Origin of the sequence: Rathayibacter sp. VKM Ac-2857 (assembly GCF_013205025.1) — a bacterium.
Taxonomy (GTDB): Bacteria; Actinomycetota; Actinomycetes; order Actinomycetales; family Microbacteriaceae; genus Rathayibacter.
Genome location: NZ_JABMLE010000005.1, coordinates 88,201 through 101,842 on the forward strand (window position 1 = coordinate 88,201; position 13,642 = coordinate 101,842).

A 13,642-nucleotide genomic window follows, 5' to 3' on the forward strand; every position below is an offset into this window, starting at 1 on the left:
GTTAGCTCTCGTTCTCGTTGCTGCCGGTGGCCTCTTCGGTGCCGGCCTTCACGGCCTGCGCGGCGTGCTTGGCGCCCTCCGCGGCCTTCGTCGCGACCGCGATCCCGGCGCCGATCGGACCGGCGGCCGCCGTCGCTCCGCCCGTTGCGGCCCCGGCGCCCGCGCCACTGGACGCTGCTCCGGCGCCCGCACTCGCCCCACCGGTCGCGGCTCCGCCGCCCGAGGCCGCTGCCGAACCGGGCGGATTGGCGCCCGGCGTCGAGGACGCCGGGCGCCCGGGAGAGCTGCTGCTGCCGGTCGGCCCATCGGTCGACGAGCTGCCGCCTCCACCGCCTCCACCGCCGTTGTTCCCGCCTCCGCCGTTGTTGCTGGCGCGGATCGCACCGGTCGCGACGTCGCCCGCTGCCGAAATGGCCGCGGCGCCGACGAGCAGGCCCGCCGCGCCTCCGCCGCCGACTGAGGAGACGGCCGGGACGAGGAAGCGCATGAGAGCGGGCAGGGCCACGAGAGCGATGAGCATCAGAGCGAGGCCGGTCATGATCTGGAAGAGCCCGGTGCCGTCCGACTTGAAAAGGTCGGTGCCGGTCATCCGGAACGCGATTGCGTAGACGATCGCCGCGGCGGGTTTGTAGAGGATGAACGCGATGATCCAGGCCAGCGCCTTCTTGAACCACTGCCGACCGATCTCGGTGTTCGTGAAGGACGCGGCGATCGGGAAGATGCCGGCGAGGACGACGAGCATCGCTCCGCGGAAGACCATCAGCGCGATCTGCACATAGGTCATCAGCACGGCGAGGATGCCGAGGAGGAAGAGCCCGATCAGGCCGATGGGCTGGGTGAGGGTCAGGCCGATCATCGCGGAGACGTTCGTGCCGAAGCAGTTGCTCTCACCGTTGGTGATTTCGCAGTCCGTAGAGTTGTTGAGGATCCAGATCGAGAAGGCGTCGCCCGCCTGCGTGGCAAGACGGATGACGACGAGTCCCGCTCCGGCGACGGCGATCAGCGTCAGGACGGTGCCCATCAGCTCCTTCAACGGGGTCGCGCGCTGCGTCCACGCCATCCGGCCCGCCGCGACGAGGACGGAGAGGACCGCCAAGCCGCCGGTGTACCACTCGAGCTGGCCCTGGACCCAGCCGACGACCGAGGAGGACTCGTTCAGGTGCAGCGCCAGGGGCAGGAACCCGGTCACGAGCGCGGACGCGGAGGAGAGCAGCAGCACTGCGAAGACGATGACGCCGATGCGGCCGACGTGGGCTTCCCCGTCGCCGTGCCGGCGACGGGAGGCCATCATGACTCCGGCGAAGATCAGGGACATGATCGCGATGCCCGCGGAAACCCACGTCACGTAGCCGAGGATCGTCTCGAACGCTTCAGGGACCGGAGGGGTGCCGCCGCCGTTCACTCCGCCGCCACGGTCAACGACTGTCACCGGGGAAGGGACGTTCACCCAGAGGGTGCCCAGGGAGGCGATTGCCTTGCCGTAGCCCTCGAAGATGTTGTTGACGAACTGCTGCAGCGCATCGTTCGTCGCCTGGGAGACGACGACGCCGGCCTGGCAGCCGAAGTCGAAGATGCCGCACGGCTCATCGGAAGGCGGGGTCACGGTCACTGGACACCGGCCCAGCTGATGTAGCCGCCGAGACTCTGCAGGGCGACCGGTCGGTAGGAGGGCTTGCCGTCGTCGGTGAGAACGACTTTCCAGTCACCGTCGCTCCACTGGAGCTCCTGCGCACCGCTGGACAGCGTCCCGTTGTTGAGGGTGAACGCCGTGTCGATCGTCGCCCGGTCGCTCGTGTACGACAGCACCTTGAAGCCGGCGATCTGTGCGCTGACACCGTTGTTCGAGCTGCCGTACGTCGTCGCCAGGGCGGCGTCCCGGCCGGGGCCGGGAACGACGAGCTGCTCGAGGATGGGCGTGCTGAGGCTCGCGTTGGTCCCCATTGCCCACAGGTTCGCGGTGGCGAACAGGGCGCCTTCGACAGTGTGGGCGTAGCAGCTGCGCACTCCGTCATCTCCGATGACGCCGGGTCCGACGTCCGAGCGCTCCGGGGCGGCCATCGTCCCGACGATCGTCCACTCCGTCTCGGGCGCCGCCGAGAGCGTGCCGGACTCTTCGTCTCCGGCGAGTCCGCAGGCGCTCGCTTCCTCCGCGTCCGCGTCGGCGGTCGCGGCCGCTACCGGGGTCGACGGCGTGGCGGAGGGAGCGGTGCCCCCTCCGCCACGGCCCAGGGAAGTGACGGCAACGAGAATCCCCGCGAGGACCAGGACCACCACGAGAACGGCTCCGAAGATGAAGCCCTTGCGGGTGAATGGGTTACGAGGTTCCACGTTGCTCATGGGATTCCCTTTCGTCGGTGGAGCAGTGTCCGCTGGCTTGGAGACGGACGCTACGCGCCCATCAAGAAGCCGACGACCGTGAACGCGGCGGAGATGATGATCACGCCGATGAGCAGGCGGCCGAGCCAGCCGCCGATCTCTCCGCCTTCGCCGCGCCGGGCGGAGACGGTCATGGTGACGCCGAGGATGATCAGGCCGACGACGGCGACGCCGAGGCCGACCCACTTGGCCCAGCCCATGACGGTGGTGAAGGCCTCGAATCCGGGGGGCATGCCGCCGGGACCCGGATCGGGCACGACGGCGCCGAGCGCGCCCGTGGTAATGAGGATGTCGGTTGTTGCTGCGAGCAGTGCAGACATGAGGTGCTCCGTTTCGTAGTGGGTGGTGCGGGGGTGATCGGCGCCGCGGGCGCGGCGTCGAAAGGGTCGGGTTATCCGGTGGTGAGGGGGCCGTCGGCGTAGGCGACGTCGAAGTGCAGGTGGTTCGGGGTGTCACCGAACTGGGTGATGTGCTGATACGTGGTCGAGCGGCACTGGATCTGGCCGGCGCGAGAGCCCTGAGGCACCTGGGGGTCCAGGACCGTCAGCAGTTGCTGTGCGTTCGCGTCGCAGCCCGTGGTGGGCGTGCCGTCGAAGGAGAAGAAGTCGGCCGCGTTTCCGCCGCCGTTCATCCAGTGAGAGGAGCCGGTGCCGGCGCCCAGGAGCGAGCCGGTGCACTGGCGGTTGAGGTCGGAGACGCCGACCTTCCGGAACGTGTTCAGAGCGATCGTGATCACCTGGAGGATCCGCACGTCGATGACGCAGTTCTCCTTCGCGGTGCCCGCGGCCGTGTCGCGGATCTGTTGCGCGTACCTGTCCTCGAGCAGGCGCAGGCGCCCCTCCTCCATCGCCGTGACGAGTGCGGCTGCGAGGGCCTGCGCGTCGCCGGAGACGGCGACGCATACACCGATCGGCGCAGGAGTCGCAGGTGCGGTGCTGGCCGGCGTCGACGGAGCGCCTACCGGTGCAATGGTCGTGGGCGCGCTCGTGCTGCTGCCGAGGCCGTTGAGGTAGGTCATGATCGCCACGGCGTCGGCGCGGTACTTCGTGTAGTGGTTCGGGTCGGCGTTGCGCTGGACCTTGTTGATCGCGATGGAGGGTTCCATCGCCTGCCAGCCCTCGACGGTCACGAGGCGGTCGTAGAAGAAGCCGGCCGAGGTCGTCGGGTCCATGCGCTGCTCGATGGTGCCCCAGCTCGACTGCTGCTGGAACAGGCCGATCGAGTCAGCGACCGACCCGTCCGGGTTGATCGTGCCGTCTCCGTAGCTGATGTTCACCAGGGAGGACTCCCCGATCGCGGTCTGCACGCCCAGCGTCTGCCCGTCCACGCCGATCCCCTTCGCGGCTCCCGCGTTCACGATCAGTGCTGCGTTCCTGAGCTGGTCGTGCCCGTAGGCGCCGACCTTCGCATCTGCCGGGAGAGCGGAGACGTTGACCGGTCCCCCGCCTGGCAGGCATGCCGCGGCAGCGGAGCCGCCGAAGAACAGCACCCACAACAGCATTGCGATCGAGATGACGGGCACCATGACCGCCGCCAGCACCCCCAGTCCCCCCTTCTGCATCCCGTTACTCCGAGGCCAGAAGGGTGATCTGCTCCACGGCCCAGCGAGTGCTCTCCGCGGGGCGGTGGACGTACACGGAGTACTCCCCCGCGTCGGTAGGGACGAGGATGCGCACCGTGAACGCGCCATCACCGTCGCGCACTCGCGCTTTGCCTGTGACGCTCGTGCACGGCACGTTCGCGGGGTCGACCGTCTCGTAGGCGATGCCCGCCTGCTGCGAGAGCACCGGATACAGCTCATTGATCCAGGACTCGTAGTCGAGCGACGGACGGCAGAAGGCGGCAACCGCATTCGTGGCTACCGCAACGGTGTCGCTCACTACATCTGGTTCTGGAGTCGGCTCAGTGTCACCAGGACCAGGTCGGCTGGGCGCGAGTTCGGCTGCTGAGGGCGCAGCGGTCGGGACAGGCGTTGTCGTCGTCGGCGACTCGCTCTCGTGCGGTGCGTCGTCCGACTGGGTGGAGGTGCAGCCTCCGATGAGGAGCGTGGCGCAGAGAGCAAGCAGCACGGGCGAGTACCGAAACGAAGATGCGAGCACGTGTATAAAACTACCGATTTCGGTAGCTAATGCAACCTGAGTAGGTTACCGAAATAGGCTCATATCGTCTTTGGTACATTCCATGCGTGGCTAGACGACCAGCGCCGGGACCGACGGACTTCTCGCGACGCGTGGTCCGCGCGGTTGAGACGCTCCGCGATCGTGCGCGGCTGACCAACACCGAGCTCATCCGCGCTGCGGGCATCTCGGCGAACTACTTCTACATCCGCCTCCGCGGCGAAGCGCCGTTCACCACCAACGACATTGAGAAGCTCGCAGGAGCCTTCGGAGTCGAGCCGTACGAGGTGCTGCAGCTTGCCTCTTCCCCGACAACGGAGGATGGCGGAGGAGAGCTCACTGCTGAGCGCATCGACGGCAGGGAGTTCGCTCGGAGACTGAAGTTCCTCGCCGAAGGGCCGACGAGCGCCGATGCTCCGGTCTTCACCCTCGATGCCCTCGTTCAGTCGCTCCATGGCCGTGACATCAGCTTCGACCCGGAGGAGTGGGACGAGCTACTCGGACAGGAGGGCTTCACTCGGCTGCCGGTTGATCTGCTCGTCGGTCTCAGCGAGTTCTTCGGTGTCAGCTACGAGTACCTAGCCGCGAGGCGTGAAGACGAAGCCAGCGAGCTCATCGAAGCCGAGATCGGCTTCCACCGGGCGCTGCTCGCGACCGGTGCAACCTCCATCAGCGCTCGAGCGCTGGGTGGTATGAACGCCAAGCAGCTCGCCGCCGTCACCAAGGCGATTCTCTCGATCGAGCGGACTCCGAAGGAGGGCACCACCCCATGAGCGCCACCCAGAGCAACGACGCCCTGTGGTTCGAGCACGCCGACGTCGAGGCGCGCACAGCGCTCGCATTCGAGCAGCACCGATTTCAGGACGACCAAACCCTGGATGCCCTTGTCGAGCACGTCGCCGACCTGCACGGCAAGCCGATCCACGTCGACGCCATCGACGACACCGACTGGGAGACGCTCACAGCTCTCTGGGTCGACTTTCCCCACGAGGCCCAGATCCTCTATCGCTCGACCGATACGCGGCTCTACCAGATGCACTGCATCCTGCACGAGCTCGCTCACATCGTCCTTCGCCACCCCGGCTGCAACGTCCTGGGAGACGATTCCTCCCTCGCGTCGTACCGGGGAACGGACGGACTCGTGCGCGGCCGCCTCCTGGAAACCGGCAGCTCGGAGGGCATCGAGAACGCCGACGGCGACCGGCGCATCCTCGAAGGAGAAGCAGAGCACCTCGCACACCTTCTCTCGCGCTCGCTCCTGCGTCCTCGCTTCCGGGAGGACGAGGAGGTCTTCGGGTAGATGCAGGCTCTGGCACTGATCGCTCTGGTGATTCTCGCCGTCGTCTTCGTCGCCCGGATCCCCGCCGCTGTTTCCCAGCCCTCAAGCCGGCTGTCCTGGCTCGCCAGTGGAGTCGGCTCTCTCGCGCTACTCACCCGAGTCCACCCCGGGCTGGATCGGTTCCTCGGTGGTGAGAACTACATCAACCTCGCCCAGAATCTCCTTGCGACCACGGCCTTCTGGCTGGTCATGCGCGCCGCCCTCCTTCAGTCCCGCAGCACCCCGCGGTTCTGGACCAGGAAGCTCATCCTCGTCGCCATGCTCGTGTCCTTCGCGGTGCCGTTCCTGTTCATTACCGACAAGGAACCCACCTCGAAGACCTTCATCACCGAGCACATCACTCAGAGCAGCACCTGGCTCTACGCCAGCATCTACATGACGGCGATCCTGGCCATCTCGACGATGCTCTTGCTGGGTCTCCGCCGCAGACAGGCGCGCTCCTACGGCTTCTTCGTCGCCGGCAGTAGTCTCGTCATACTCGCGTGCATCGACGAGATCGCCGCGTTGGCCCTCGACCACTTTGAGGTCACCGATCTGGGCTTCCGCATCCTCCTACGAAACGCGTTCGACTTCCTGTTCTACTGCGGCGTCATCCTCATCGTCACCGGAATCGCCTCCTTCACTCTGCAGAAGGCCATGCGAGAGGCGCGACTCGGCCGACATGCGCGGCGACTGCGCCGGCTCGCCACCCGGCTCGCAATGATGCCGCCCACGAATGGGTCACGCGGCACTCGAGACGAATCTGCGATCGCTGTCGTGTACGACCTCGTGATCGCCCTGCGCGACTTCGAGAACGCCCATCGCGGCCGCCTGACCGCCGCGGACGCTCGCCACGTGGCAGAGGCCGAGGCCATCGTGCTGGAACAGCTCCCCTCCCCCGCGATCACGAAAGCCTGGACCCGATGAGCGCACGACGTTTCAGCGCGAGAACTGCCCTAGGAGCGGTCGGAACCGCGATAGGGGCGCTCTCTCTGCTGGCAGGCGTCGGTGTCGTCCTAGGGCGGCGAGTCGTGATGCCCGGGCGCAAGAGGACCGTGCAGGTCCTCTCGGCGACCCCGGACAGCCTCACCCTCCACGCGACTCCCGAGACCCTTCACGACGGCGAGTACGGCTTCTGGTTCGACTCCGATCGGGGCCATGCACTCGTTGGCCGGATCCTTCATCACGACGCGATCGAGCGGACCGTTCGCCGCGAGGTGCTTCGAGTCACCGGCGGCGATCTCTCCACCGCTCACGAAGGCCGGTGGACCGGGCACGTCTTCGCGCGTCCTGAGGACATCGACTCGCGCGTGCGCGAGATCCACGTCGACTCGCCATTAGGCCCATGTCCGGCGTGGCTCTTCCCGTCAACCGGCGGCGAGGGCGAAACAACCTGGGCGATCCACGTGCACGGCATCCGCACCACCCGCATCACCGCGCTGCGTTCAGTCCCGGCAGCACGCAAGCTCGGCTACACGTCGCTCGTTCCTTCGTTCCGAGGTGACGGAGATGGGCCACCAACGAAGAACGGGGCGTCGACTCTCGGCCAAACCGAATGGGATGACGTCGATGCTGCGATCAGCTACGCCGTGGAGCACGGAGCGCACAGCATCGTTCTGTTCGGCTGGTCCCTCGGTGGCGGCATCGCTCTTCAGCTCACAGAGCGGTCTCAACACCGCGATCTCATCGCAGCCCTCGTTCTCATCGCACCCGCCACCGACTGGCGGCAGGTCATTCGGGCTGGAGCGCGCCGAGCTCATCTGCCATCGGTCGTGGGTGCGCTTGGGACGTTCGCTCTCTCCACTCGCCCCCTCAGTACCCTCGCAGGACTCCCCAAGCCCATCGACTTCGATGCCTTGGACTGGACCCGAGGACCGAGACTCACCGTTCCGACCCTCCTCATTCACTCAGACGGAGATCGGGAGGTACCTGCCTCGCTGTCACGGACCTTCGTGAGCGTGAACGCTGAGCGCAGCGAGCTAGCCCTGCTCCCGTCGGCTGCGCATGCCTGGGAGTACAACGTTGCACCACACGAGTTCGACGCCTCGATCTGCGAGTGGGTCGGACGGCGGCACGCGCCGAGCTGACAGCGTGTACCCAAGTCGGTAACACTGCCGAACCTTATTTGGTACAGTTCCGGCATGGCTGTTGGACGAAGACCGTACCGGCCGCGGGTTGGAGGCCTTCACGGCCTTAGTCGATCCGTCGCGACCACGTCACTGCAGCAATCGTCCTTAATCCCGGGATTGATCCCGCCAGCGCGCGGCGTGGCGCACGCAATGCCGGGGTTAAGTCACCACTCTGGACGCATGGCTCCGATCAAGCAGAAGCGACGCGCGCGCAACGGCGCCGTCACCGTGCCCGTCGAGGTTCAGATGCCGCCCGTGCTGAAGGACGACATCGACGGCGCCGCGAAGGCCTCGGGCGTCTCGCGCTCGTTGTACTTCGAACTCTTGCTTCAGCAGCTCCGCGACTCCACCGGGCACCTGCCCGTGCTGGCACCGACGTTCGACATCGACCAGGAGGCGCACATCTCCGCCGCTTAATAGAAAGCGGCCCGCCGCTGACGCGGCGGGCCGATCTAAGTTACGTAGTTCGAACCCTCACAGTTTGCCGACCTAGAGGTTCGTCCCATCTAAAGTCACCAGCCCTCACGGGAGGCTTCTCCATGTCTGGCATCATACCCACGCCTTCGCAGCGAACTACGACGAGCTTCACTCGTCGGCGTGTCGCGACGCGATCGGCGGACGCTGCTCGAGCAATCGTCAGGTCGCCGCTCGTCGCTACTGCGCTCGACGGGACGTTCGTAGACACGCCGAGCGACATCCCCAAAATGCATGCATTCGCTCAGAAGACTGCTCATATGAGCGCAATCAAGGGTCGTGCAAAGCGAGCAGACAATGCTCCCACCGTGCTGCTTCAGGCACGCGTCACTCCGGACGTCCGTGAGGAAGTGAAGGCGGCCGCGGCGGCCAGCGGCGTCTCCTTGGCCTACTACCTCGATACCTTCCTGCGCGAGCTCGTTCAGACGAACGGTGCGCTCCCCCTCGTCGCTGCACCGCGACCTCAAGCAGAGGAGCTGCCGATCCCAGCCGCTTAAACGAAGGAGGCCCGCCGAAGCGGGCCTCACCAAGTTTCGTAGCTCAGAACCCACTGCCGACCAAAGCCCGGGTTCAGAGCTAATCAAGTCACCACCCTCACGGGAGGCTTCTCTATGCCCGAAAGATTACACGACGGGCTGAGACATTCAAGGATGAATCTCTCAGCGAGCCGTCACGGCTCGTTGACGCTCGGCGCCGACGCATGGTCACTGACCCGTCGGTTGAGCCCGCGCGACACCGTCCGAACGATGCGTCGCGACGCCTACGGGCGCCTGGACGAGAACGCGTACCCCACAGCGTTCCTGGTCTCCGCCGTTGCCCCGAGTACCCCCTGGGCGATCTACCTCGCGGACTCCGCCAGCGTCTTCCGACTGCTCTGCTTCGACTTCGACGGCAAGGACTCACACGGTGTCGACCCCGACCTGATGGAACAGGCCGTCGATGACTGCGACGCACTCTCGGCTGTCTTCGATGAGCATCAGGTTCCACACGTCGTGTGCGAGTCCTCCGGCACCGGGGGTCGCCACCTGTGGGTCGCCGTCCGTGGCGGTGCTGCCGCAGCCGATGTCGACCGGTTGGCGACCGCCGCGAAGGCGAACTTCCGCACGCTGGATCACGGCATGCTGCACAACCCGCGCACGGGTGCTGCCCGCCCTCCCCTGTCTCCTCACCGCGACGGCAGCCTGTCGACGCTGCTGCGAGGCCGCGTCGAGGATCTGCTGGAGCCGGTCGTACTGCCGGCTTCGCTGCTCGCGGTTGCGGCCGTCCTCGAAGCGACGCCTTCGGGGCGCCGCTACTTCGCGCCGACTCAGGACGCGGTCGTCCTGCAGCACCGCACTCACCGTGCGCTGAGCGCTGCGGGTGCGGCCCATATGGCTACCGCCGGTGGTGGCGCAAACCCGTCGTGGACCGCGTTCATGTGCCTGCTCTCGGCCGCGCACGCCGGCTGGACACTGACCGACGTCCAGCACGCCGCCCAGACCGCGCCCGGTATGGAGCACTACCGCACGAAGAACACCGGTCGAGGTGGCCGCCGCCCTCGAGCGCGTGACGAGGCCGCCGCGCGACTTAGTCGTCAGTGGGAAAAGGCGCTCGAGTTCGCGTCCCTGCATGCCGTGCTGCCTTCCCAGCGGGAGCCCCGCGATCTGACTGAGCTCGAGGGCATCGTCGCGGCCGTCGGCGACCTCCTCGAGCGGTTCCGAGTGAACCCGGGCCGATGGGGTCGTACCGAGCGCGCCACCTCCGAGCGGACAATCCTCACCGCCCTCGCATACCTGACCTTGCACACCGGCAAGCGCACCGTCGCCGCGTCCGTTCGCGATCTCGCACTGCTCTCCGGCCTCGGCCGCACTACCGCCGCCAGCGCACTACGGACGCTCCGCGAGGACGGCTACGTCCAGCTCACCGCCCGGGCCGACGGCAGCAACGCGAGCGAATGGCGCTTGACTGGCACACTTTCCACAGGTTCCAACACAGTCCGGACACAACCACTCAATAACCCCCGCCCCCCGGGCCAGCTCTTCTCCGAGCGAGCTGTCATCCTCGACCGGCTCGAGAACGAACTCACCGACGCTCGCCACGATCTCTTCACCCGCCCGGGCCTCGGACACCTCGCTGGGAAGATCTACGCGCTGCTGCGCCGTGAAGCCTCCGTGACCGTTGACAGCACTGCCCGGATGCTCGGAGTGACCGTCCGAACCGCCGCCACGAACTTGTCCCGGCTTCGCGGCCATCGCCTCATCGTCAAGCACTCCGACGGATGGAGACGATCCCTCCGCGACCTACGCGCCACTGCAGCACAAACTCTTGGCGTCAACGGGCTGCTCGAGGACCGCGCCCACCGCTACAGCATCGAACGTGAAGTCTGGGCCTGGTGGCAAGCCGAACTCGCCCACCGCTCCTCCACGCCAAGAGAACGCCCCCGACGCCCGCATATCACCAGTCGCCCCCTCTTCGACGACTCCTCCGCCGGAGAACGCGTCTGGCCGCTCTACCCCCGAGACGCCGCCGGCCGCGGCGACCACCGAGAAGCCCTCCACTGGGGGCGCACAGGCATGCTCGCCCCAGGCTCCCTTTGGTGGTCCTCCACCGCCGCATAGCCCTCGTCTGTTATCGACGCGGTGGACCACTTCCCCATCGTCGTAGTCGTCGTCGCCGAGTACGCCCTCGTCGCCGGGTTCTCTCCTCCGGCGCGAGGCCACTTTGAGGGCCCCCTGGATCTTGACGACCACCGGATCCACGATTAGACCTCCACGTTTACCGTCCGCGTCTCTTTGGAGGGCATTATGTGGGCCAGCCGCAGCGACGTCGATTAGCTCTTGGTCGACCGACCCCTCTCCCCCAAGCATGGCAACGTCTTCGTCTCGGTCCGTGACGGCAAACTTTCGTCAAGTTCCTCGAGCTCTCCGTCGTCGGCGTCATCTTGCGCGCTGAGGACTCGAGTACCCTCCGACCTTCGTCCGGGAGCTCGGCGACCTTCAGCTCTGGGGTGTATTCGCCGTTTGCATGTGGCGGCCTCCCCGCGCGCTCTGAGCGATGCAGTGGCCTTCTCGAAGTGCAGTCTTTCTAAGGGAGCTGCGGCGGTGGTCCGACTCGAAGCTTGTCGGTTGACTCGTCGTCGTCTTGAACAACGACGGTTGCGTGGTCGCTCGCTGGACCAGCTCCTCTCCGTATTCGCGCAGCGCGCCGCCCGCCGCCTCTACGCGCAGGGTCCGGTGACGAAGACGATGCGCGTGTTCGGTCGACGTCGCCGTTCGCGGACGCGCTGCACTAGTCCTCGTGCAGACCCGCCCGCTTCCCGTTCCCACGGATTGACCGGCGGCGATCGTGAAGGTCCCGATCGGTACCTTCTGGGTGTGGTTGCGACGGTGCACGGTATTGTCGCGCCGGTGTCGTTCTGGCAGGCCTCTTCCCCGAAAGGATCCACGTTTATACCGACATCTTCGATGCCACCTTCGGCACCCGACACCGCCAGATCACCAATCACGCCGCTGTTAAACGACTCGGCCGCTCGGAGATGGCACCAGGACGTGCCAGCTCTGAAGGACCTGTCTGGGCCAAGGAACAAGACGCACTCTCCCCCCACTGCGACCCGTTGAGCCGAACTGACGACGGCGTACGCGGTGGGTCGTGTTCGGTCGACGAGGGACCTCTAGTCGTAGCTTGTCGTTTAAATAAATCCGGACGTAAAGGCGGACGTCTATCTGGCTGGCAATATAATTACGTCCAGACGTAATTATGTTTGCCTGACGCCGGTCGTGTCCTCCAGCAAGCCACGTTGGCGCGCTGTCCGCTTGCAGCGGCCTTCTATGCTTCCGTGAGCGCATCCGCGGCCATACCCCGCTTTATTTACGTCCTGATGTAAATAATTATTGGTGAGCTTGAAGAGCTGTCGACCCCCGCACACGAGATGCGGCAGTACCCGTCGACCCAAATAATTACGTCATGACGTAAATACGCTCGTATTGTCTGCGTGCCGGCGTGCCGATTAAGGTTTAATTACGTCATGACGTAATGACAGCTAGATGGTATGATGGACGGGCAGACAGATGGACAGAGTTGAGGGCGCGATGGCGATCATTACGGCGGTCGGAAACCGCAAGGGCGGTGTTGGTAAGACCGCGGAGGTGCTGGGCCTGGCAACTGGGCTGATGCTGATGCGCCGAAAGGTGCTCGTCATTGATCTTGATCCGCAAGCCGACGCGTCAACTGCGCTCGAGGCTGACGGCGAGCTCGACGTGTTTGACGTCCTCTATGGGGGAGTGCCGGGTTCGATCGGCGAGGCGGTCACGAAGTCCTCCTGGAGCGGGATCGACGTCGTCAGGAGTTCAGAAGCGCTCTTTCGGATGGAGACCGAATCGCTGATGGGTGCTGAGGTCCGCTTGAAGACCGTCATGTGGGAGGCTCCGGAGCTTGCGCAGTACGACCATGTTCTGATCGATCTCCCGCCCGCACTTGGGCGCTTGACGGTCAATGGACTACTGGCCGCTACGCAGGTCCTCGTGGTCACGGAGCCGACGTCATTCGCTGTTCGAGGAGTGGGGGAGTTCCTCGACACGGTGCGTCAGGTCACCGCGACTCCGCACCTCAATCCCGGCCTGAAGACTGCCGGGATCGTCGTCAATAAGACGTCGAGCCCGCTGACGAGCGAGCACTCGTTCCAGATCGGCGAGCTCCGAGAGGCGTACGGCGATCTCATCGTCGAGCCATACCTACCGACCTGGACCGCAATGCAGGACTCGGTCAGTGCACGCGTGCCGTTGACCAAGCTGAGCGGTCGTCGACCCGCGATCCTGACCGAGCGCTTCGTTTCGCATGCTCGCCATCTTGAAGGAGTCTCCAAGTGAGTATTCAACGCAAGTCCTCGGTTACGAAGGCGCCGGCTGCCACCGTGCTTGAGACCTTGTCTTCTGCACGTCCTGCCGTTGCGGACGTGTCGGCGCCGGCGATCACCGTTGACGCGGAGCAGGCGCCGGAACGCCGGCCTGGACCGGGCCGTCCTCGATCTAAGAGGCGGATGGAGCCGTTCTCGTCCAAGATCGAGATCAGCTTGCGTGATCGTCTCGACGACTACGTTCAGCAGAACGGCATGACAGTGGTCGACTTCCTGGACGAAGCGATCCGAGCTCGTCTCGACAGTTAAATACGTCTAGACATAAATAATTTAACGCGCAGGAATAGTCCGCGCAGCGGCGCAAACCTTCAGGTGTCGTACCGTTGAGCTATTCGTT

Annotated in this window: 14 protein-coding genes; 9 read left to right on the plus strand and 5 right to left on the minus strand. The window is 65.6% G+C overall.

Annotated elements, in window-relative coordinates:
* Window position 1 precedes the first annotated feature (1 nt).
* The 5 genes from HQQ86_RS20385 to HQQ86_RS20405 all read right to left on the minus strand — a co-directional run bounded on the left by HQQ86_RS20385 (window position 2) and on the right by HQQ86_RS20405 (window position 4,256).
* Window positions 2–1,603, minus strand: a complete 1,602-nt coding sequence (locus tag HQQ86_RS20385; RefSeq protein ID WP_173290591.1) for a hypothetical protein — start codon at window positions 1,601–1,603, stop codon at window positions 2–4.
* 2 nt (window positions 1,604–1,605) lie between these two features.
* Entirely contained in the window at window positions 1,606–2,337 is a 732-nt protein-coding gene (locus HQQ86_RS20390) for a hypothetical protein (protein ID WP_173290593.1), read from the minus strand.
* 50 nt (window positions 2,338–2,387) lie between these two features.
* Window positions 2,388–2,696 (minus strand): hypothetical protein, encoded by a 309-nt coding sequence (locus HQQ86_RS20395; RefSeq protein ID WP_173290595.1) that lies wholly within the window; start codon window positions 2,694–2,696, stop codon window positions 2,388–2,390.
* Between the two features lie 71 nt (window positions 2,697–2,767).
* On the minus strand, window positions 2,768–3,937 hold the full coding sequence (locus tag HQQ86_RS20400) for a hypothetical protein (RefSeq protein ID WP_173290597.1): 1,170 nt from the start codon (window positions 3,935–3,937) through the stop codon (window positions 2,768–2,770).
* A gap of 4 nt (window positions 3,938–3,941) precedes the next feature.
* A complete protein-coding gene (locus HQQ86_RS20405) occupies window positions 3,942–4,256 on the minus strand; it encodes a hypothetical protein (RefSeq protein ID WP_173290599.1) in 315 nt (104 codons plus the stop codon).
* A gap of 305 nt (window positions 4,257–4,561) precedes the next feature.
* On the opposite strand from HQQ86_RS20405, the gene HQQ86_RS20410 reads away from it, so the two are divergent.
* From HQQ86_RS20410 to HQQ86_RS20450, 9 genes are all read left to right on the plus strand, one after another.
* Window positions 4,562–5,266: a helix-turn-helix transcriptional regulator gene (locus HQQ86_RS20410; protein WP_173290601.1), complete on the plus strand. Its 705-nt coding sequence runs from the start codon at window positions 4,562–4,564 to the stop codon at window positions 5,264–5,266.
* Window positions 5,263–5,793 (plus strand): hypothetical protein, encoded by a 531-nt coding sequence (locus tag HQQ86_RS20415; RefSeq protein ID WP_173290603.1) that lies wholly within the window; start codon window positions 5,263–5,265, stop codon window positions 5,791–5,793. The genes HQQ86_RS20410 and HQQ86_RS20415 overlap by 4 nt, the downstream gene beginning before the upstream one ends.
* Window positions 5,794–6,738 carry a hypothetical protein gene (locus HQQ86_RS20420; RefSeq protein ID WP_173290605.1) on the plus strand — a complete coding sequence of 315 codons (945 nt, stop codon included), beginning with the start codon at window positions 5,794–5,796 and terminating at the stop codon, window positions 6,736–6,738.
* A complete protein-coding gene (locus tag HQQ86_RS20425) occupies window positions 6,735–7,898 on the plus strand; it encodes a S9 family peptidase (RefSeq protein ID WP_173290607.1) in 1,164 nt (387 codons plus the stop codon). Before HQQ86_RS20420 ends, HQQ86_RS20425 begins: the two co-directional genes overlap by 4 nt.
* A 222-nt stretch (window positions 7,899–8,120) precedes the next feature.
* Window positions 8,121–8,357 carry a hypothetical protein gene (locus HQQ86_RS20430; RefSeq protein WP_104288567.1) on the plus strand — a complete coding sequence of 79 codons (237 nt, stop codon included), beginning with the start codon at window positions 8,121–8,123 and terminating at the stop codon, window positions 8,355–8,357.
* Window positions 8,358–8,674: 317 nt separating this feature from the next.
* Window positions 8,675–8,911 (plus strand): hypothetical protein, encoded by a 237-nt coding sequence (locus HQQ86_RS20435; RefSeq protein ID WP_159987120.1) that lies wholly within the window; start codon window positions 8,675–8,677, stop codon window positions 8,909–8,911.
* 153 nt (window positions 8,912–9,064) lie between these two features.
* Window positions 9,065–11,011, plus strand: a complete 1,947-nt coding sequence (locus HQQ86_RS20440) for a hypothetical protein (RefSeq protein WP_173290609.1) — start codon at window positions 9,065–9,067, stop codon at window positions 11,009–11,011.
* 1,449 nt (window positions 11,012–12,460) lie between these two features.
* Window positions 12,461–13,258 carry a ParA family protein gene (locus HQQ86_RS20445; RefSeq protein WP_254072301.1) on the plus strand — a complete coding sequence of 266 codons (798 nt, stop codon included), beginning with the start codon at window positions 12,461–12,463 and terminating at the stop codon, window positions 13,256–13,258.
* A complete protein-coding gene (locus tag HQQ86_RS20450; protein WP_173290611.1) occupies window positions 13,255–13,554 on the plus strand; it encodes a hypothetical protein in 300 nt (99 codons plus the stop codon). Before HQQ86_RS20445 ends, HQQ86_RS20450 begins: the two co-directional genes overlap by 4 nt.
* Window positions 13,555–13,642: the final 88 nt, after the last annotated feature.